Annotated in this window: 20 protein-coding genes and 1 other annotated feature; of the genes, 13 read left to right on the forward strand and 7 right to left on the reverse strand. The window is 42.9% G+C overall.

Annotated features, from left to right (window positions below; genetic code table 11):
• Positions 1-126 precede the first annotated feature (126 nt).
• Positions 127-1,389, forward strand: coding sequence for a phosphoribosylamine--glycine ligase (gene purD / locus H2C83_RS01735; RefSeq protein WP_181737158.1), 1,263 nt, complete (start codon positions 127-129; stop codon positions 1,387-1,389).
• A gap of 140 nt (positions 1,390-1,529) precedes the next feature.
• On the opposite strand, the gene H2C83_RS01740 is transcribed toward purD, so the two are convergent.
• Positions 1,530-1,742 carry a hypothetical protein gene (locus tag H2C83_RS01740; protein WP_181737160.1) on the reverse strand — a complete coding sequence of 71 codons (213 nt, stop codon included), beginning with the start codon at positions 1,740-1,742 and terminating at the stop codon, positions 1,530-1,532.
• Between the two features lie 758 nt (positions 1,743-2,500).
• Complete coding sequence (locus H2C83_RS18020) at positions 2,501-2,707, reverse strand: YgaP family membrane protein (protein ID WP_181737162.1); 207 nt, start codon at positions 2,705-2,707, stop codon at positions 2,501-2,503.
• Positions 2,708-2,830: 123 nt separating this feature from the next.
• Here H2C83_RS18020 and H2C83_RS01750 point away from each other — a divergent pair, with 123 nt between their 5' ends.
• Positions 2,831-4,612: an adenine deaminase C-terminal domain-containing protein gene (locus H2C83_RS01750; RefSeq protein ID WP_220183949.1), complete on the forward strand. Its 1,782-nt coding sequence runs from the start codon at positions 2,831-2,833 to the stop codon at positions 4,610-4,612.
• An 86-nt stretch (positions 4,613-4,698) separates the two neighbouring features.
• Here H2C83_RS01750 and H2C83_RS01755 read toward each other — a convergent pair whose 3' ends face one another.
• Positions 4,699-5,559, reverse strand: a complete 861-nt coding sequence (locus H2C83_RS01755; RefSeq protein ID WP_181737166.1) for an ABC transporter ATP-binding protein — start codon at positions 5,557-5,559, stop codon at positions 4,699-4,701.
• A 414-nt stretch (positions 5,560-5,973) separates the two neighbouring features.
• On the opposite strand from H2C83_RS01755, the gene H2C83_RS01760 reads away from it, so the two are divergent.
• Together H2C83_RS01760 and H2C83_RS01765 are read left to right on the forward strand one after the other, a co-directional pair.
• The gene (locus H2C83_RS01760; RefSeq protein WP_312853831.1) at positions 5,974-7,308 is read left to right on the forward strand and encodes an O-antigen ligase family protein; all 1,335 of its coding nucleotides are present in this window, start codon (positions 5,974-5,976) and stop codon (positions 7,306-7,308) included.
• A 126-nt stretch (positions 7,309-7,434) separates the two neighbouring features.
• Positions 7,435-8,034 (forward strand): 3D domain-containing protein, encoded by a 600-nt coding sequence (locus tag H2C83_RS01765; RefSeq protein WP_181737170.1) that lies wholly within the window; start codon positions 7,435-7,437, stop codon positions 8,032-8,034.
• Between the two features lie 381 nt (positions 8,035-8,415).
• Here H2C83_RS01765 and H2C83_RS01770 read toward each other — a convergent pair whose 3' ends face one another.
• Both H2C83_RS01770 and H2C83_RS01775 read right to left on the reverse strand, forming a co-directional pair.
• A complete protein-coding gene (locus H2C83_RS01770; RefSeq protein WP_181737172.1) occupies positions 8,416-8,568 on the reverse strand; it encodes a hypothetical protein in 153 nt (50 codons plus the stop codon).
• Positions 8,569-8,919: 351 nt separating this feature from the next.
• Positions 8,920-9,441 carry a GNAT family N-acetyltransferase gene (locus H2C83_RS01775; RefSeq protein ID WP_181737174.1) on the reverse strand — a complete coding sequence of 174 codons (522 nt, stop codon included), beginning with the start codon at positions 9,439-9,441 and terminating at the stop codon, positions 8,920-8,922.
• Between the two features lie 278 nt (positions 9,442-9,719).
• On the opposite strand from H2C83_RS01775, the gene H2C83_RS01785 reads away from it, so the two are divergent.
• Both H2C83_RS01785 and H2C83_RS01790 read left to right on the forward strand, forming a co-directional pair.
• Positions 9,720-10,628 (forward strand): DNA-3-methyladenine glycosylase family protein, encoded by a 909-nt coding sequence (locus tag H2C83_RS01785; protein WP_181737178.1) that lies wholly within the window; start codon positions 9,720-9,722, stop codon positions 10,626-10,628.
• 18 nt (positions 10,629-10,646) lie between these two features.
• Positions 10,647-10,802, forward strand: coding sequence for a hypothetical protein (locus tag H2C83_RS01790; protein WP_181737180.1), 156 nt, complete (start codon positions 10,647-10,649; stop codon positions 10,800-10,802).
• Between the two features lie 38 nt (positions 10,803-10,840).
• On the opposite strand, the gene H2C83_RS01795 is transcribed toward H2C83_RS01790, so the two are convergent.
• Together H2C83_RS01795 and H2C83_RS01800 are read right to left on the reverse strand one after the other, a co-directional pair.
• Positions 10,841-11,770, reverse strand: coding sequence for a mechanosensitive ion channel family protein (locus H2C83_RS01795; protein WP_181737182.1), 930 nt, complete (start codon positions 11,768-11,770; stop codon positions 10,841-10,843).
• Between the two features lie 36 nt (positions 11,771-11,806).
• Positions 11,807-12,784 (reverse strand): metal-dependent hydrolase, encoded by a 978-nt coding sequence (locus H2C83_RS01800; RefSeq protein WP_181737184.1) that lies wholly within the window; start codon positions 12,782-12,784, stop codon positions 11,807-11,809.
• Between the two features lie 290 nt (positions 12,785-13,074).
• Between H2C83_RS01800 and mutY the strand changes: the two genes are divergently transcribed.
• The 7 genes from mutY to codY all read left to right on the forward strand — a co-directional run bounded on the left by mutY (position 13,075) and on the right by codY (position 20,726).
• Positions 13,075-14,166, forward strand: a complete 1,092-nt coding sequence (mutY, locus tag H2C83_RS01805; protein ID WP_181737186.1) for an A/G-specific adenine glycosylase — start codon at positions 13,075-13,077, stop codon at positions 14,164-14,166.
• A 44-nt stretch (positions 14,167-14,210) separates the two neighbouring features.
• On the forward strand, positions 14,211-15,608 hold the full coding sequence (locus H2C83_RS18305) for a VanW family protein (RefSeq protein WP_312853827.1): 1,398 nt from the start codon (positions 14,211-14,213) through the stop codon (positions 15,606-15,608).
• Between the two features lie 361 nt (positions 15,609-15,969).
• Complete coding sequence (locus H2C83_RS01815; protein ID WP_181737188.1) at positions 15,970-16,653, forward strand: hypothetical protein; 684 nt, start codon at positions 15,970-15,972, stop codon at positions 16,651-16,653.
• 91 nt (positions 16,654-16,744) lie between these two features.
• Positions 16,745-17,188, forward strand: a complete 444-nt coding sequence (locus H2C83_RS01820) for a GNAT family N-acetyltransferase (RefSeq protein WP_181737191.1) — start codon at positions 16,745-16,747, stop codon at positions 17,186-17,188.
• Positions 17,189-17,590: 402 nt separating this feature from the next.
• Positions 17,591-17,809 (forward strand) — a binding site (T-box leader).
• 47 nt (positions 17,810-17,856) lie between these two features.
• Positions 17,857-18,687, forward strand: a complete 831-nt coding sequence (proC, locus tag H2C83_RS01825; protein WP_181737193.1) for a pyrroline-5-carboxylate reductase — start codon at positions 17,857-17,859, stop codon at positions 18,685-18,687.
• 521 nt (positions 18,688-19,208) lie between these two features.
• Entirely contained in the window at positions 19,209-19,760 is a 552-nt protein-coding gene (gene lepB / locus H2C83_RS01830) for a signal peptidase I (RefSeq protein ID WP_181737195.1), read from the forward strand.
• A gap of 186 nt (positions 19,761-19,946) precedes the next feature.
• Positions 19,947-20,726, forward strand: a complete 780-nt coding sequence (gene codY, locus H2C83_RS01835; protein WP_181737197.1) for a GTP-sensing pleiotropic transcriptional regulator CodY — start codon at positions 19,947-19,949, stop codon at positions 20,724-20,726.
• The last annotated feature ends 115 nt before the right edge of the window (positions 20,727-20,841 follow it).

Here is a 20,841-nt window from a genome sequence, read left to right on the forward strand (position 1 = left end):
TTGCAGGAAGCGATTCTGGAAGGCAAAAAGCAGCCTGATCGCTTCCTTGCCTTGTCTTTGCTTAACTGACAAAGCGCTTCGAAAGGTGAATGACAATAAAGCTCATATTAAGGGAGAGGACAAGCTATGAAAGTGCTGGTAGTTGGAAGTGGCGGCCGCGAACACGCAATTATCTGGAAATTGGCGCAAAGCCCCAAAGTGGAAAAAATCTATTGTGCACCGGGAAACGGAGGAATTCAGGAGTTGGCCGAATGTGTGGAGATCGCAGCGACCGATGTGGACAGACTGGTGCATTTTGCCAGGGAAAATCAGATCGATCTGACAGTTGTCGGGCCGGAGGTTCCCTTGTTACTCGGTATTGTTGACCATTTTATCGATGCCGGACTTCCCATATTCGGCCCTAACAGGGCAGCGGCAAAAATTGAGGGAAGCAAGCGGTTTGCCAAGGAATTGATGAAAAAGTACCAGATCCCAACAGCCGATTTTTGTGCTTTTACAGATCCGGCAGCTGCCAGGAAATATATTCGCCAGAAAGGTGGCCCCATCGTGGTCAAGGCGGATGGGCTGGCAGCGGGGAAAGGCGTCGTCGTTGCCCATACGGTTGAAGAAGCGGAAAAAGCGGTAGCCGAGGCAATGGAAGACAAGGTATTTGGCGAAGCGGGGAATGAAGTGGTCATTGAGGAATTTTTATCCGGACAGGAAGTCACCCTGATGGCGTTTATGGATGGAAAAACCGTCAAGCCCATGGTTGTTTCCCAGGATCATAAACCTGTTTTTGACGGCGACAAAGGACCCAATACGGGTGGAATGGGTACCTATTCTCCTGTTCCCCAAATTCCGGAAAAAGTGATTGATAAAGCAGTTCAAACGATCCTGGTCCCGATGATGAAAGCATTCAGGCAGGAAGGGATTGAGTATAAAGGCGTGCTGTATGCGGGGCTGATGATCACTCAATCGGGTCCCAAAGTAATTGAGTTTAATGCCCGATTCGGGGATCCGGAAGCACAGGTTGTTGTTCCCCGGCTGGAAACAGACCTTGTCGATATCATGGAGGCCGTCATTCGCGGAGAACTTTCAAAACAGGAAATTTCATGGAGCGATCAGGCAGCCGTATGTGTTATTTTGGCATCCGGAGGATATCCCGGAGCGTATGAAAAAGGCTTTCCCATTCAGGGATTAACTGTCAAAGAACATAACTCGATGGTATTTCATGCAGGAACTTCCCAAAAGCAGGGAAAATGGCTGACTGCGGGAGGACGCGTCTTGGGGGTAACCGCTTTGGGAGAGGATATTGCAGAAGCCCGAAGGCGAGCTTATCAGCGGATAGAAACCATTACTTTTGAAAAGGCCCATTATCGGAAGGATATTGCGAGCAAGGCAATGAAATAGGCAAAGAAAACTGCTGGTAATATACCGGCAGTTTTTTATCATGAATCAATAAAAAACGAGCCATGTTTTTTTAGGCTCGTTACACTTAACAACCATTCACCGGAATCACCGGAAACAGTTGTCGTAAATAAGCCGTATGGTTATCCAATTTGGGTTGTTTCTTTTTCTCCTTGAATGCTGATCCCGTTTACCGGAATTTTGAACCACCAACCACCCTGGCTTTTTTTGACGGGTTGATAACCTGCCTTTTTCAAGGAGCGGGCAACCGTCCAGCTGGCGGTATATACGGTAGCTAAATTGGTCGATTCATCAAATTGGATCACAGTTTCTTTTTCCATTTCGCTAAGAGACATATAGCTCACTCTCCCAAACGGTTTTAATTTTCAAAAACCGATCACTTGTTCGTATTATTATAACCTTATTGTACCACTTTTTTCTTGTAATGCCACCACTGATCGAAAATGAGCTTTATCTTTTTTTCGACATCAGGTTACAACGAATCCTTCCGCCTTCGATAAAAAATGACGAAATTTGCGTTATTGTTCAATGCTTTGACAAGAAATATGCAATTTATGCCGAATGATGCAGATATGTGTAGAATGATTTGTAAAAAAATGGTGGAGAATAAACGAGCACATCTTAGCATGATTCTACGTCATTCGAGAAATTTAATCAAGCCGTTATTTAACTGAATTCCTTGGATTACGGTACAAAAAAGCATTAAAACGCCAATCGATTATTATTTATAAGACGTTTTTTGACAGCAGGACTGCAGCTTAAAGCGGATAGAAAACGCTTACTTTGAGCAATTGACGTTATTAGTTTTCTTCCACATATGATGTCAAACAAAACTTCGAAATGTTGTTTAATTATATTTTGTTGAAAACTATTATACAAAAGAGTCGGAATTTATTCAAGGAATTTGTCTTCTATGTTTTTTAGTTCCCGGTTATGTCCTGGCTGTTATTTTTGAGGTTTCTATCCCCTTTTCTCTTTTAACAAGAAAAAAAGGGGATAAATATTTAAAATTTTAATGGCCTTTTTTTAAAAAATATAACGTTCCATTTAATTATTTATTTTGATGGTGTATAGTTTTAATTGAGAGCGGTTTTTATTCATTAGAATAGGCCCTGGATTTCATCCCGAAAATAGCAAGCATCGGACAGAACCGGGTAATACCCTCAGCCACCTTCATGGCAGAAATTAAAGCCATGAATAAAGGAAAACGATGGCGAGATTGTGCTGCACAATATGCCAAACCTGCCAGTCCAAAAGTGATTCGTAACAGAGCGTCTACAGTACCCACATTTTTTTGCACATGAACCCCTCCTTTCAGTACGTTAATTTTATTTTTGCAGCATAAGCCTTGAACTATGCAATCCACCAATAGGTAAAATGTTGTTCGCTTGGAAAGCAGAAAAATTTGAAGGAGAGAAAAAAATTGTATATCAAAACTTCAAAAAGGGAACAAAATTTACTTATTGAAGTAGCGATGGGAAAAAAAACTCCCAGTATGTTGATATTGGGTGGAACAATACTAAATGTATATACCGGTGAATTGGAGAAAGCAGACATTGCTCTGGCGGGAAAGAGAGTGGTTTATGTCGGTCCTATCGAGAAAAGCGGACTGAAACTGGATGAAGAAATAAAAACACTGGATGCAACGGGACAAGTTCTGGTGCCCGGATATATTGAGCCTCACGCGCATCCGTCACAGGTCTACCATCCGTTAACGCTTGCGGAAAAAGCAGGAGCACTTGGAACGACAACATTGCTTTGTGACAATATTGCCTTTTTCGAACAGCAGGACTTGTCGCAGGTATTAAATATGATGGAGCAATTGAAAGAATCTCCGGTTAAAATTTTTTGGTGGGCCCGTCTCGATGCCCAGGCCACCCTGCCAGGTGAGAGAAAACGGCTTTTTGATTTTGAACGGGTGGAGGAAATGATCCATTACGATCGGGTGGTACAGACGGGAGAATTAACAGATTGGCATGCTTTGCTTGACGGAGATGACAGGATGGTTGCCTGGATCACCGCTGCGCGCAATGAAGGCAAACGCGTGGAAGGGCATGTACCTGGTGCAACTTGCCGAACCTTGTCCAGACTGGCTGCTGCAGGCCTGACCGGAGATCATGAGAGCATTTCTTTTTCTGATGTCTGGCAAAGGTTAAAACTCGGATATATGGTTACCTTAAGACACAGTTCGATCCGCCCGGATCTTCCCCGGATCATGGAAGAACTGGTTCAGCGGAAAAATGTCCCGTGGCATCGGTTGATGATGACAACGGATGGAGCTACTCCGCTGTATTTTAAGAAAGGGTTTAATGATTTTCTGATCCGTCTGGCGATTCAGTGTGGATGCCCTCCTGTATATGCATATCAAATGGTAACCATCAATCCGGCTGTATATTACCGGTTGGACGAACATCTGGGGGCAATAGCCCCGGGAAGGTTGGCCGATATCAATTTCCTGACATCACTGGAAGAACCGTCACCAGCTAGAGTAATTGCCAATGGAGAAGTAATTGCGGAAAACGGGATTTATCTCCCGGAGAAAAAGATGTCACGTGATTGTGTATATGCCGGTATGGATTGGGATATTGCTACATTTGAGGTCAAACCGGAAGATTTGGTCATTCCCGATCAGGGGACAAGGCGGTTCCCCGTGATTCATATGGTCGATTCGGTAATCACAAAAAGATCAAAGGAAAAAGTTGAATCAAGGGATGAGAAAATTTATTTGCCCAAAGATGATGAACGACTGTTTGTCTTTTTAATCGACCGGTACGGGAAATGGATCACGCCCGGACTGGTGCGGGGATTTGCCAGGGAGATTGACGGATTGGCAACAACATTTACAGGTTCGCGGGATATATTGGTATTGGGAAAGGATCCGCAGTCGATGGCCAAAGCGGCTAACCGGGTGATACAGGAGCGGGGCGGAATTGTATGGATTCAGAATGGCAAAGTGAAATATCATCTGTATTTACCTATCTTGGGCCTGATGAAAGATGATTCAATTGATGATTTGATTCCGCAACTGGAACCATTGGTACAGGAACTGGAGAAATACGGTTTTTCCTTTCTGGATCCGCTGTTTACGTTTTGCTTTTTATCGTCAACCCATCTGCCTCACATTCGTTTGACGAGTGATGGGGTCATTCAGGTCAACAGAAAAAAAGTGGAAATTACGTCCCATCAAATGGTTTCCATAAAATAATCATAAAGAAAGCGGGTTTTCAAAATAGAAAACCCGCTGTTTTAAAAAATGAAAACTTTGTCTAAAAAATTGTGGTTCAACCAAATTCAAGTTCCCAACGCGGTTAAAGACCTGGAAGCATGACGTCCTTTTCCAAAAGGAATACACATGGGTGTCCCGAATAACGGGTCGGATACAACTTTTGACTTTAGCCGAAAAACATGTTCAACCATGTTTTCATTGACAATTTGTTCGGGAACGCCCTGGGCATATACCGTTCTGTTTTGGATTGCGACAATGTGATGTGCGTATCGGCAGGCCAGATTAAGATCATGCAGAACCATGACAATGGTTCGCCCTTTTTCCTGATTGAGCTGGTACAAAAGATCAAGAATTTCAATCTGGTGTGTGACGTCAAGATAGGTGGTCGGCTCGTCCAGTAAAATGACCTCTGTGTCCTGAGCCAGTGTCATGGCAATCCAGGCTCTTTGCCGCTGCCCGCCGGATAAAGAATCAACCTGATGGTTGGCAAATCGGGTCATTTGTGTCATTTCCAATGCCCAGCGCACCCTTTCCTCATCTTTTTTTGACCATTGAGTGATCCAGGACTGGTAAGGGTAACGCCCTTGCTTAACCAGTTGCAAGACAGTAAAACCTTCAGGAGTTTCAGGTCCCTGGGGAAGAATGGCCAATTGTCTTGCGATCTCCCGTGATGGGCGTTTGTGGATTTCTTTTCCGTTCAATATGATTTGGCCGCCGTTTGGTTTCAATAAGCGCGCAAGTGATCGCAAAAGAGTTGATTTTCCACATCCGTTACTCCCGACAAATACTGTAATCTTTCCATGGGGAATTTCCAGATTCAGTTCTTCAATAATGGTTTGAGACCCATATGCAAGTGTCAATTGGCGCGTCAAAAAGCCTTTTTGCAAAAAAACACCTCCTGAGTTCAGCAACTTGACCGAATCCATGCCATCTTATCCTTATTCTATGAGAATGATTATCAATCGTCAATGAAAATAAAATTGCTTATCAATTTTGTCATGCAATTTTCGTCAATTTTTTACTATTTGACCCAACGGGATGGTTTGGTTATATTAGTCATTATGGCAGTGAGTTACTGAATTTAACAGTTTGAAACGAACCTGATCTTTTCTTGTAAAATAAAGAGGAATCTTAAGATAGATAAATCGAAGTAAATAACGATTCATTTAAGCCATGGAATGGGAATAAAGCAGGTTTTTTTGTTTACAATAAAGAAAGTTTTCATCGATTTGAAATGAATAATTTAGGGAAAGGGGAACAAAGGGAAAACTGTTATATTCAAGTTGATTCATGTCGGAAATTTACGGAAACTTGATCAAAAGGAGTTTATACTCTTGAAGGTGATAAATGTAAATAAAAGGTTAGCACAGTTCATATTTTTGTCGATCATTTTGACGCCGTTGCTGCCGCCTGTTGCTCTTTTATGTGTATCGTTTGTCGTTTTGTGGCAATGGAAAAAGCATCCGAATAAAGTTGTTGATTGGCCTGAAAAGGCCTTCATCGGGTTCATGATTGTGTCTGCCGTCAGCTGGCTTTTCAATCCTTCATGGTATTTCGGGGTGCCTGTTGCCGTCATCACCATTGGCATGTTCGGACTCTATTTCATGCTGTCTGTTTGGATTCGCCATTTTACCAAATGGACATGGCAAGACGTTCAGCAGATTTATCTCGCCTTTTGGCTGGGTGGGTTGTACGTGGCGGTGATTGTCTTTTTCCAGCAGATGGATTGGGATGTTATCAATGACTCATTTATCGGTTACATTTTGCAATTTTACAATGAATTCCGTTTTCAATCAGAATGGTCTGTGCGCAGTATTGGCACTTCGGGAAATTCCAACTTGACCGCGGCCCTGTTGATCTGCTTTGCCTTGATGAGCATTTATGCAGCATCCGTTTTGAGAAAAAAATGGCAAAAACTGCTGGCTTTCGTTGTGTTTGGAATTTATGTGACAGCGATCTGGTGTACCGGATCACGGGGAGCCTGGGCCGGCCTGTTAATTGGACTGATTGTCCAGCTGTGGATGACTGGACATCGGAAACGCACTGTTACCATAACGTTGGCAATTTTTTTGCTCATATACTGTTTTCCGGAAATCATTCCGCGAAAAGAAACATTGCAGGCTACGATTGACGTGCGTTTGGAAGTGTGGACAACCGCCCTTGAAATTTTCAGGGAACATTGGCTGCTCGGTGTACAGCCGCTCTATTTTGGCCAGCTTTTTGTCAAGAAAGCCGGTTTTTATGTCTTTCATGCCCACAATATCCTGTTGGGGATTGCCAGTGAGTATGGAGCGATTGGATTAATCCTGTTTCTTTCTCTTTTGGTTGTAACTGTGCAACGGGCAAGACGCTGGCGAAAAGTAGCAAACCGCAAGGAAGAAAAACGGTTGGCAGGAATGCTCCTGTCACAAACCATTGCCCTGATCGGTCACGGCATGTATGATTATCCGATTATCGCCCCACAAATTGGCTTGTTGTTTATGCTTAGCATTATCATTATTCATACCCAGTACTATCGCCGCTGCATGAACAAGCCTGATTGGAGTGATCCTCCCGGCGACGGGCAGTTTCGGGATTTTGCCGATCACAAATTGATTTCAGCCATTTCTTTTTTTATTCCTTACCAGATGCTTTATTGGATTTTTCGTTTATTTGCCTTCCGCAAGATGGAGTAAAAGCCGTGGCAGAAGATGGTGCCCGGCTTTATTGTTTTTATTCAATAAAGGGAACTGTGTATAAAATCAGAAAAATATGATCAGGATGGTACCATTGAAACATTTTGATGTTTGGAGTGGTACGAAGTGAAATGGAGTCAAAGGTTTTGCTGGATTCTGGCTTTGGCGGGAGTTTGCAGCACATTTGCCATTTCCCACGCAGAAGCTGCAAGCGGAAAAAAGGATGGGAATCACACCGTTGTTGTCCAGGCAGGGGACACGGTTTCAGAACTGGCTGAGAAATATGGGATTTCTGTCAATGAAATTGTCCGGTTAAATCAGCTGAAAGATCCGGATGTGATCTATACAGGGCAAAAACTGGTGATCGGGAAAAATCCTGTTCAGTTATCCTCCGTGATGCCGGTGATGAAAAGAGGGCGCGAGCTTGGGGTATTTACGCTGACCGCATATACGGCCGGACCCGAATCGACGGGCAAACAGCCGGGTGATGCCGGATATGGCATTACAGCCAGTGGAAACTCCGTTGTGGAGGGAGTGACCATTGCCGTTGACCCCGAAGTGATTCCGATCGGTTCCCGTGTGTATATTGAAGGAATTGGCTACCGGATCGCCCAGGACACAGGCGGTGCCATAAAGGGAAACCGCATTGACATTTATATGGAAGATGTTGACGAAGCCCGGCAGTTTGGCGTAAAAAGAAATGTACGTGTAGAAATGGTGGAATAAAACGGGATTCAGTTTAAAATAAAATTTCTGCAGTCAGTTTGCAGCCAGCAAAGATCCGGAACAAAAACAAGAAGTCGTTTCTTGCCCTGTCACAATAGTGAGATGAATTTGTCTGTTGATCAGACCAATCACATATTGCCTTTAGGGCTGCTTTCACAGACACGGTATAAAGAAAATTAGCCAAAACCCCATTCCACGAAAGGATGGGGAATTCTGTTTTTTAGACAATTACACCCGAAACTAACTGCAATGTTTAATAAATTTTTCCCAATCGCTTTCACTCATATAAAAGCCGTCCGATCTCTTTTCATATTTAACACCTTGCTTGTTGGTCCAGTTGTCTGGCTGCCTCCAACAGTTCGGTGGAAGGGTCCAATCCCGTTACTCTTGCTTTTTGTCTGGCCAGAGGGCGGCCAGATATCCTGTTCCTGTTCCGAGATCAAGGATATTTTGCCCGGGGAGGCCGATATCGTAAGATCTGAGACGGTGAAACAATGTCTCGGGATAGCCGGCCGGTTGGACAGCTTGGCTCATATTTCGGTTGAAAGCAGAAATAACGACAATAATCAGATAACCAATTCAGGACATGGTCTTTTTTAATATTGGCAATTAATTGAGCAGCTGACCCAATTATTTAATAAAATGATTTGGGGTTTTTTCTTTAATTTTGTCTCTGACAATCATACATTCCTCCCGATGATGATAAAAAGTAATTCCTCACCTGCTTTTTTTCTCCTGTATAGGCATATAAAACGGGGTTTCCACGATCGACTTCACTTGCCTGGGATCATGAAGAAAAAAAGGCACGATACAAAACGCAAGGATGAGACAATATTTCTCTTTTTTCAACCAGTTCGTTATCATTTGTCCAAAAATGAAGAATGTTTATTTGAACCATTCCTGCTCCAGAATACTCATTTGATAAAGAGACCAATAGCCGTTGCCACACTTTCGCGCGTCTCTCAGCAATCCTTCTTTTTTAAAACCGCATTTTTCATAGCATTTAATTGCTTGTTTGTTAAAATCGAATACACGAAGATCGATCCGATGCAACTGGAGCTTGTTAAATCCAATTTCCAAAGCCTTTTTTACCATTTCCTGCCCGTATCCATTCCCGCGGCATGCAGGAGCAATAAATACTCTTGCCAGAGAGGCACTTTGATTGAGCTGGTCAATGCGACTCAGTTCGATATGTCCGACTGTTTTGTTTCGATGATCGTCCATTGCCTTAAAGATAAGCGATTTTGGGAATTTGTCATTTGCCGAATTCAAATGGTTCAATACTTGGACTCGGTCTAATGGAAAGGTAAAAACGGGGCCTGCCCATTGCAATAACAAGTCAGGAGTATCGATCCAGCTGATTAATCTTTCGATGTCCTGCTCCGTAAATGGCAAAAGTTGTACCAATCCCGGAACCTCCTTCATGAAATGTCAATTGGAATATTACCATATAACAATTATAGATGAGATCGCTGATGGCTGAATAATAAGATGGACCGGTTCCCAAAAAGGCAAGCGCATGCCAGTTGATGGGGCTATCCGGAAGCAAATGCCGGAGCACATTGAACAGGCCCTGAAAATCCTGCCTTTCTGCTGTATGAAACGGAGATGGGATTTCTTCGTATTTGCCGGGGCTTTTTTTTGGAAACAGATCGGGTAAAATGGAGGGGAAAGGAGAAAAACAGATGAAGTTTTCATTTCCGCTCTTCTATCCGTATTCTTTTTTTCATACGACCAAACGTCTCCGCACTTTTGAAAAAAGCAGCTACCGATATGAAAATGGAATCTTCCGGCGCACCATTCGCGGGCAAAACGGGCCATTACTGTTGGAAATCAGTTGTGATAAAGAGGAATCTGCGCTGCAGGTAAAAATAAAAGGGGCTTATTGTGATGGAGAAAAAGAAGGGCTTCGCAAAAAAGTTGCCCACATGTTTTCCGCAGAAGTGGACTTGCGTCCTTTTTATGAGCAGTTGGGGAAAGATCCGGTTTTGTCTCCAATCATTGAGGAAAGAAAAGGGATGCATTTTGTTTTGGATGCCGATTTGCACGAATGCTTGCTGAAGACGATTATCGGGCAGCAACTCAATGTTTCTTTTGCGGCGACTTTGACAGACCGGTTGGTTGAACTGGCCGGAGACGTGGCGGAATTCGAAGGAGAACGCTGGACCGTTTTCCCGACTCCGGAACAGGTTGCCAGGCTGGAGTATGAGCAACTGCAGGCTTTGCAATTTAACCGGCGCAAAGCAGAATATATCATTGATATTGCACGGATGATCGTAAGCGGGGAATTGGATCTGGATGAACTTTACCATTATACGGATGAGGAAGTGATGGAACGTCTGTTGCCGATTCGGGGAATTGGCCGTTGGACCGTTGAATGTGTCATGTTATTTGGATTAGGGCGACCAAATCTGCTTCCGGCTCAGGATATCGGGTTGCGGAATGCAGTAAAACAGGTTTATGCGCTGGAGGAACGGCCGGACGAAAAGACTGTCCGCAGACTTGGACAGAGTTGGTCACCATATGCCAGTTATGTTACTTTTTATTTATGGGATATGCTGGGCAACCAGAATAAATACGGAAAGTCCGATTAAAAAAAGGAGAAGGTATCATTGGTAAAAAAGAGAACTCGTCAGAAACAGAAACGTGTGGCTGAAGTGGGGCCCCATGGGGTTTTGGTCCGTGATCTCAAAGCGACAGCACTGTGGATGGGAACAGGACTGCTTGTTATTGCCTTGCTCGTGATCATTGAACGGACCCTGTTGTAAAAAGATAGAAAAAGCCGGGAACCTTGTTGTTCCCGGCTTTATATTTCTATTCCTTCTTTTTCCGGTCTGGCTTCCTGGCCACCTTCTGCATAATAAACCACACTGCGTGGATAAGCAATGTCAACATCATACTTGCGAAGGATCATAATGGCTTCTTTTCGCATGGCTCTCTCCAGAGCCCAAAACTGTTCAGGCACGCTTAATGCGGTAAGTGTAAATTTCACCCCGTTGTTGTCAATCATGGTAATTCCCATGACTTCCGGCTGTTCGATCAGATAAGGGGCATATTTTTTGCCGATTTCAGAACAAACCTCTTCCAATGCAGAATTGACAATGGACAAGTCTGATTCATAAGGGACAGTCACGTCAATAATGGCACGCATTTGGTCCCGGTTGTAGTTTGTAACCTGATTGATATTTCCGTTGGCGATATAATGCAAACGCTGGTTAAATTCCCGAACCTTCGTGATCCGCAAACCAACTTCTTCAACCGTTCCCCGGATTTGGTTGTTGATTTCCACATAGTCGCCAACTTCCAGTTGTCCCTCAAATATGATGAAAAAGCCGCTGATAATATCGCGCACCAGATTTTGGGCGCCGAATCCTATCGCCAGACCCAAAATCCCGGCCCCTGCCAGGACCGGCAGCGGATCAAAGCCAAGATTAATCAGAACAGTGAGTATAGATATGAAATAGATTGAGTAACGGGCAATGGATTTGATCAGTTTGCGAAGTGTTTGTGCTTTTTTGGAATCAATCCGGCTGATATCAAAAATTTTATCGACAATGCGATCTATAAATCTTAGAGCGAGAATAGTCAGCGCAACGATCAGTGCAATTTGTACAGCCGGCAAAACAAGATAGGTGATGGGGTCATCAATAAATTTTGCCAGCAATGTTTTCACCTCGACGGCGGCTACTCCCGCTTCTGTAAGTTTTGAGTTTACCAGTTGAGCAGTTTCATTCATCCAAAAAACCTCTCCTTATGGCCAGCATCCCGAATATCATGAAAGCAATTGTTCCACTCTTTTTTCCAACTGTTCTCTGCTTATCCATCCAACATAAGAGTAAAAGATGTTATATTCGTGGTCAAGTAACACAATTGCCACAAAGGGAAAATGCTTTTTATAATGATAACGTACGTCTAACCAGCGAACTTCATAACCATAAGGACGATGATGCACTTTGGGGTATCCATAGGAAGTAAATGTCAGGAATGCACGGATGGAGTCCGCTTTTTTCGACTGTTTTACAGCGGGATGAAGCAAATCTCCGGTCGGGATATTCCCTGTCCAGTAAATCTGATGTTGGCGAAATTCACCGATTTTTACGGTTTCCGGTGTTTCAATAATCAGGTTCCACACATTCCAATGAACTGTCGGCGTAACTGTATATCTGCCAGTTAATCCGAACATTTCCCTGGCTGTTTTCAGCAGCCTGTTTCTCTGCCAGGTGCGTAGTGCGATATAGGCCGCGATGATGAGGTAGATGATAAGAAAAATCTTTCCTGCATATTCCGGCCAGAGCCACCAGTAAAGAAAACCGACAAGATGGATCGAGAAGATAAACGGGTCAAAGATACTGAGAATATTGAATGCAATCCAGCGCCGGGAAATTGGCCGCAGGGCCTGTGTACCATATACATTAAACAAATCGATGAAAATATGGATGAAGACGGCCAGAAGGGTCCATAACCATGTGTGAAGCAAATCGGCCCCCGGAAAAACCAGGGAAAGAATCAAGGTGATCAGGGTGGGCCAGATCAAAATCATTGGCAACGAGTGACTGAATCCACGGTGGTGCCGGATATACTCAGAATTTCCTTTTAAGCGGAAAAGTGTATCGGTATCAGGAATTTCCGAACCAATCACGGTAGCCAGCAGAACCGCTTGCATTGTTTCAGGGTGTGCTGTAACTGCCGGGTCTAATTGGGATAAGCCAAAAAGACCGATCCCCATCACAAAATGGGTTCCCGAATCCATAAGTAAGTTCCCTCCCAGGAGATATATCTAATATATTTTAACAAATTTGTATGAAATCGATATTAAAGTAAATAAAATACATTATTTTTTATATAAATAAATGCGCTTGAGATAAACACTCCTACATATCAAAGGGTTTGTCAATAATTAATTTAAGGGAATGTTAAAAAACAATTATACCAACATGAGGTGGCTCGTGTATGATGGTAATAGTAGGCTATCTTTATTGCATTCATTTTATTTTAATACCGTATTAATGAATTGATATTTAACAAAAAGGAGGACGCTGATTGCCAAAAAGCAATACCAATGAAATGCCCCGGCTTCTGAAACAGGATCAAGCGCAAACGATTCAGAGAGAGCTGTTGGCATGGTACAACAAAAATAAAAGAAATTTACCTTGGCGCCAAAATAAAGATCCTTATAAAATCTGGGTTTCTGAAATTATGCTGCAACAAACCCGTGTTGATTCAGTGATTCCTTATTTTCAGCGCTTTATTGAACGGTTTCCGAGCATTGAGGATTTGGCGAATGCCCCAGAGGAACAGGTTATCAAAGCTTGGGAAGGGTTAGGGTACTATTCCCGGGCCAAAAATTTGCACGCCGCAGCTAAAGAGATTGTTTTTAACGGTGATGGAAAAATCCCTTCTGACCGGAAATCGATTTTAAAGTTAAAAGGGATTGGATCCTATACTGCCGGTGCCATTTTAAGCATTGCCTACGGCAAGAAAGTGCCTGCTGTCGACGGCAACGTCATGCGTGTTTTTTCAAGGCTGTTCGCTCTGGCGGACGATATCCATTCAAGTTCGACCCGTAAAAAAATGGAGTCCATTGCAGAGCAACTGATTCCGGAAGAGAACCCCGGCGATTTTAACCAGGCATTAATGGAATTGGGGGCACTGATTTGTACACCAGCTTCACCGACATGTTTATTTTGTCCAGTTCGTTCGGTATGTGATGCATACGAACAGGGGATCGAGGAGCAGTTGCCGAGGAAAAAAAAGGCAAAGCCGCCGGTTCAGCAGGATGTGGTAATCGGGTTTTTTCGTTACAGGGAACAGTTTATTGGTGAGAAAAGGCCTGATCAGGGATTGTTGGCCGGACTGTGGGGATTTCCTACTTTTGAATTGTCTCCGGGTGAAGATCCATTACAAAAGATAAAAAATTTCTGTGACCAAAAACAGATACCTGGTTCGAAGTATATAATAAAAGGAAAGTTTAAACATGTTTTCAGCCATCGTCACTGGAAGGTGGATGTTGTACAGGTAGATGTAAAACATCCGTCATTCTCACTTCCCGCAACCTGGGAGTGGATGGGGATCGGGCAGAAAGAAGAGAAAACCTGGGCAAATGTATATCAAAAAGTATTTAAATTGGAATAATTTGGATGATTTGTTGACTGCTATGCAAGGGGGAGAGAGTGCTTGTGAAGGAAAACAGGAAAAACCAAGGAGGGCTGACGCCTGAAACGTCCGAAATGGAGACAGAACCGGAACAAGAAACAGAGCCGAAAGTTCAGGCCGAACCGGAAAAAGAGATCATCCGCGAAGAAGAGGCCTTGCCAGAAGAAGAGGCCTTGCCAAAGGAGTTTCGGGCGGAAAAACCGACAGAAAAGCCGGAGCAGGTACAGGTTGAAGCCGTATCTCCTTTAGAGATAAAAGAAGCCCAACCATCGGAAAAAGAGCATCCGCAAAATGAGAACAGGACGGAAGCTGTGGCTCCAAGTCGGCCCAAGGAAACGGGCATTTTGGAATCGATCCGGAATGAAATCAGAAATACACCCCGTCCAAAAAAGATTTTGGTAAGCATTATTGTGATCACTATGGCCATTGTAAGCATTCTGGGATTTGGTGTTTACGGAATTGAGGGGTCTGGCAAGGAAGTCTCCGCGGTTTCGAACGTGAAAAAGGAAAAGCCGAAACCGGCCAAGCTGGTACTTGTCCTGGAAGACAAGAAGTTTGAACTGGATTTGTTGAAACTGGGGTATGATGGCAAGGATCCCAAAAGCGCGGATATGAATCAGATCACCGCCTGGCTGGACAAAGTGCGGGATGAAGTAAGGGTCAAACCCAAAAACGCTCATTTCAAGAACGATTACTGGAATAATCCGATTATCCGTGGCAAGTACGGACAGGACATGAATACGGAAGAGATGAAAAAGTGGTTAAAAAACTGGCATGCCTACATTAATAAGCCATATAACATTCCTATGGTTGAAGTGAAACCGGAAGTAACCAGCAAAGACCTGCGCAATGTGCACCTGAAATTGATTGGCAGCTATACGACCTTGTTCAATCCTGGCAATGTAAATCGGACAACCAATATTCGTCTTGCTGCCAAGAAAATCCACAATCTGGTCATGTTGCCCGGCGATAAATTTTCTTTTAACAAAGTGGTGGGAGAGCGGACAGCAGCAAGGGGTTACAAAACAGCGCATGTGATTGTCGAAGGGGAATATACAGAGGGAATCGGCGGTGGTATTTGCCAGTTATCTTCTACCTTGTACAACAGTACAGACCGTGCCGGTTTGAAAATGTTGCGTGTTGTTCACCACAGCGCCAATGTCGATTATGTTCCGAAAGGCAGGGATGCTACCGTATCGTGGGGTGGGCCGGATTTCCGTTTTCAGAACAATTTGGACGCTCCCATTCTGATTCGTGTGTTTGTCAATGGTGGAAAACTGACGGTGAATGTTTATACGGTACCTGGTGCCAAAGTGAAAAAACGGAATGTGAAACCGGCACCTGAATCATTTAAAGAAGTCCCTGTGGATGAGGAAGGCAAAAACGAATTGTCTTCAAAACAGACATCATCGCATCCTTAAAAATGAAAAAATAACCTTAGATTAAAGCAAATTTGGTCTAAGGTTATTTTTATAAAAGAATTTTTTCATTTAATAATTAAGCATTTTAATAAAAAAACAGAAATAACTTTATGTACATACAAATGGATCGCTCTTTTCACTGTTTTGCCTTCATTTTCGCATCCGGAATGCTTCCTGATTTTGTCATCAAGACCGCAATTTACCAATTGTACTGATTATTTATTCCCGATTATATAAAGTTCTGCCCGGGTTGGGCATATAAAAGCTGAAAAAGAAATGGTTGTCTCAAGCTGAATTGGGATAGAATAAAAACAAGGAAAATTTTGGTCGTCTGCATGATGGCCTGATGGGGGATGAGTGCATGGAAAATTTATCTGCGGGAATCCGTAAACAATGGTTTTTATGGGTATTTCGTGGATCTGCATGTCTTTATTTTACGACCGTGATTTTCCTGTTGTTCGTTCTCTTTCAATTGGCTGACGGATCATGGTTGATGCGCTTTGAATTCTTTCGTGCAAATGAAATTCTGGTCATGATTTCGTGGCTTTTTATTTTATCTGCCATCCTGTCCATAGTCGCCGTTTTTACCATTTTGTTATTTGCACTGAATCGCCATTTTCGGGTCATTCTCCAATGGGCGTGGTTTATCCATCTGATTGGCAGTGTAGCCTTATTGATTCATGTGCTGGTTCAGATGCTGGTTTATCCTCCCTTGATGGAAGTTGCCTGGGAGACAACCGATCCTTCCATATTCAACTATCTGGACAGCTGGGAAAAGCTGCTCATTCCAATCGTAAGTGTGTTTGTTCCTTCCTGCTGGGCTATCAGCGGACTGATCTATACAGCGATCATGTTTCGTACCCGTAATTTTTCCCATCATTTCAATTGGTGGTCACTGGCAGTTTGGGGAATGGTATTGACAGGAGCAGTTATTTTTCGCTGGGTGGGGTCTGTCGCCACATTTTGGCAGGGGGCAGCTATTTTGCTCTTTATTCCATGGGTATGGTTTGTGGCTGAGGACCTGAAACCCCGGTTAAAAAATTGAAGGGGATAAAAGAACAATTGAAAAGAAATTAGTTCTTGAGGTAAAATAAATAAGCCGAGATTTAGGGATCCAAAGCGGAGGAGAAAAGAAAATGCGTCTACGTTCTTTTCGATTATCAGATGTACATGAGGTATCGAAAATCTGGCAGATGACTGCTTCACACGAGTCGGAAAAAGAAACGTTGCAAGTTCTTTCAGAGCAATTGGGTTATGATCGTGATTTGGTAATTGTGGCAGAACAAAATGACCGGGTAATCGGTGCAATTGTTGGCACAATCGACCGACAGACAGGTTTCTTCTATTGCCTGGCCGTTCATCCGGACTACCAGCAGAAGAAAGTGGGTACCATGTTGGTTAAAGAATTGGAACAACGTTTCTGGAAAAAAGGAGTAAAAAGGATTTGGATCACAGTGGATGAGGGAACATTGAAATTGCTCCCCTTTTACCAACATCTCGGTTATAGCAACTGTTGCTCAACTCGTTTGGAGAAAGATTTGCTGTCAGCTGCTTCTTTTCAGCATCAAATTGGTTCTTAAGCGAATTTGTTTTTATCAACTTTCTCTTCACAATCTTTTCTGCCGCAAGGCAGATATTTTTTTGTGTCCAAATCCCTGAACAGTTCGGATGATCCCGAAACGATTGATGAGGTATCTGTTTAAAATAAGATTACTACATTTTGAATGCGCTTTCAAATAAAAAATACCTTGACAACTTATTTTTTAATATATAATTTCAAAATTTTCATTAAATAACAATTTGCGTTGTTCACCATTCAATTTTATAAAGGAAAATTAATTTTTATAAAAAACCTGAAAGATTAAATCCTCCAATAATTTTAAATATCTGTTGACAAGTTTTTGTTTTTTATTCATAATAAATTAAAAGTTTGGGATTGATGAGAGTGGCATAAAACTTGCCGGATCTTGTGGTCATATATGTCAAACGCAATGACAGGGGACTAGTAAAACATTGCAGACTGTACAGAGAGCAAACCCGAAGGCTGGGAGGTTTTGCCAGTTTGGATGTTTGAACCCGCCCCTACGAGCGGCTGATGATGAATCATGCCGGGATTTTCCCGTTACAGATAATGAGTTGGGTGCAATATGCTTGTGCCAACAAAGGTGGTACCGCGGAAGCAAACCTCTTTCGTCCTTTATGGCGAGAGAGGTTTTATATTTTTAAAAATAAACAGGGAGGGTTATTATTGCTGAAAAACAAAACAATCGGATTTATCGGGGCAGGATCGATGGCCGAAGCCATTTTAAAAGGGCTTTTGTCAAAGAACATGGTAAATCCGGAAAATGTATTTCTGATCAACCGGAAGGACCAGAGCCGTTTAAGCGAGATCAGCCAGAAATACGGACTGATCCTGGGCAGGCAGAAAGCTGAATATATTGCCGGGGCAGATATTATTATTCTGGCGGTGAAACCAAAAGATGTGACCGAAGTGCTTCAGAGATGGGGAAACCGTTTACAGGATGGACAAATATTTATATCCGTTGTAGCGGGAATATCGACTGAATTGCTGGAAAATTATATACAAAACAGAGTGTCCGTTGTGCGGGTCATGCCAAATACTTCCTGTGCTGTCGGACTGTCGGCCACGGCAATAAGCGGAGGCAAACGTGCAACAAACAGAGCAATAGATGTGACGTGTGAAATTTTTTCCAGTATCGGTTCAGTCGTTCTGGTAAATGAATCAATGATGGATACGGTTACCGGCCTTTCCGGAAGCGGACCGGCATATATTTATTACATGGTTGAAGCTCTGGAGTCGGCCGGAGTTTCCGCCGGTTTGCACCCGCAGACGGCACGGCTGTTAACCGTTCAGACACTGCTGGGAGCGGCCCAGATGTTATTAAAAACGGGAAAAGACGCAAGCGAGTTGCGGAAAGAGGTAACCTCTCCGGGAGGAACAACGATGGCCGGATTAAAGGCACTGAAGGAATATCAAGTGGCCGAGGCAATGAAAGTGGCTGTTTTCAAGGCAAAGGAGCGTGCCAACGAATTGGGGAAACAACTGGCATCACTTTAAAAAACAAATTTAAGAACCGATGATCCGTGAAACGTGCCCTGTACTGTCAAAGCATGGATAAAAATTTCTCCATGCTTTTGTTACGTTTTGGGGAAAAAAATAAATTCTGAGTTTTAGATGTTTTATTTTATATTATTTTTGGAAATAAAGAAATTAGGATCTTCAAAACAACTGAATATCCAAGATTGGTGATACCATATAAAAAGCGGACTTAAAACGGGGAAAAGATAACATTATCTGGAAAAAATCCGTCATTTTGTTAACAGTTAGGCATTTGATACTTGCAAACAACAGGGGAAAAGTGGTAGAAAAAGATGATGGCAAATAAAAATTATCTGATTTATTTATTCATCTTTTTTCTAAAAAAGGTTAATTCTATGTCTTTGTGTACTTTTGCACATTTATATTCTTTTCGCAAAAGTACATCATGGTTTGAAGATCCATTCGCTCCAAAGTACGCTGCTTGATGGTATCATCCATGCCTTACACGAAGATGAGGGTAGATGATGGAGTGAATGAGCATGTTTCAGGTAAAACGATTGTATAAATGGGTGTTACTGCTCATCTATGCAATCCTATTCTCCTGGGCAGTCAATCAGTACGGGATTGCATTATCAGTTGTAAATGGTACCTCGATGCAACCAACACTCAGAGATGGAGATTATCTCCTTGTTAACAAGCTTGTATTTTTGTGGGATAAGCCTGAAAGGGGAGATGTTATTACATTCCGGGACCCGTCTGATCCAAGCCGCTATCTTGTGAAGCGGGTCATGGGTGTTGCAGGTGACACAATACAAATCAAAGATGGTTGGTTGTACCGAAATGGTGAGAAACTAAAAGAAGAATACATTGACAGCAAAATCGAAGACGGGAATTATGGACCTGTCCAAGTGAAACCGGGTACTGTATTTGTTATGGGGGATAATCGACACCGATTTGCCAGCAGAGACAGCCGTTACGAAACTGTAGGGCTCGTTCCCTTTAAACTGGTAGAAGGCAAAGTGGAGTGGATCTTGTGGCCTTCTTCACAAAGATCAGATCTCTTGTCGTCAAAAGAAAACAATTTGAAATAGGTATAAAAGTCAAAAATTGTTCACAGAAGTAAAATGGTGCAATTGCTTAAATGTTGCATAATAGGTAAGTGTTTATCTGCTTTCCCCAAAATTCAATCCCGTAAAAAATAACCGTCCTTCAGGACAGTCTATAGACGCCCATAAACATAAAAGCCAAAAGGAAACATTTAGGAGGTCATGTTAAAAATGGATCTATTAACAAAAACACGCCGCATTTCCAAAATTTTACAAAGAAATGTAGGTCATCACCTGGTAGATTTCGATGAAGTGGCTGAAGCACTTTGTGACATCATCAGCGCTAACATCTATGTTGTCGGGCTGGAAGGAAAACTGTTAGGCATGGCAATTAACCATGATGTGGAAAATGAACGGATGCAGCAATATATGAAAAACCGTGAATTTCCAACAGATTATGCAAAATTGCTGATGGAAGTGGATAAACCGATGCAAAATCTGGGGATCGACAGTCCCTATACCGCATATCCGACTGAAATGAAAGAGATTTTCAAGGAAGGATATACGACGATTGTCCCGATTATTGGCGGTGGTGATCACTTGGGAACACTGGTGCTGTCCCGTTTGAACAATAAGTTCGGGGAAGACGACCTGATTCTGGCTGAATATGGTGCAACAGTCGTCGGGATGGAAATCCTGCGTGAACGCGCCGGACAAGTTGAAGAAGAAGCACGGAGCCGTGCAGTCGTTCAACTGGCAATCAACTCCCTGTCTTTCAGTGAGCTGGAAGCTGCTGAACATATTTTCAACGAATTGGACGGCTTGGAAGGATTGCTTGTGGCAAGTAAAATTGCGGATCGCGTGGGAATTACCCGCTCCGTCATTGTAAATGCACTGAGAAAACTGGAAAGTGCCGGAGTTGTTGAATCCCGTTCCTTGGGAATGAAAGGAACCTATATCAAAATCCTGAATCCGAAATTGTTGCCCGCATTAGAAAAAGCACGCCACTGACATTTGCAAATGAATTTTCCCTTTGCACCAATTGCCTGTTCAGGTAATTGGTGCTTTTTATGCAAACTTTTCTTAATGCTATAATATAATATGAATTCTTTATGAATCTTTTGCC

This window comes from Thermoactinomyces mirandus (assembly GCF_013868055.1).
GTDB lineage: Bacteria > Bacillota > Bacilli > Thermoactinomycetales > Thermoactinomycetaceae > Thermoactinomyces > Thermoactinomyces mirandus.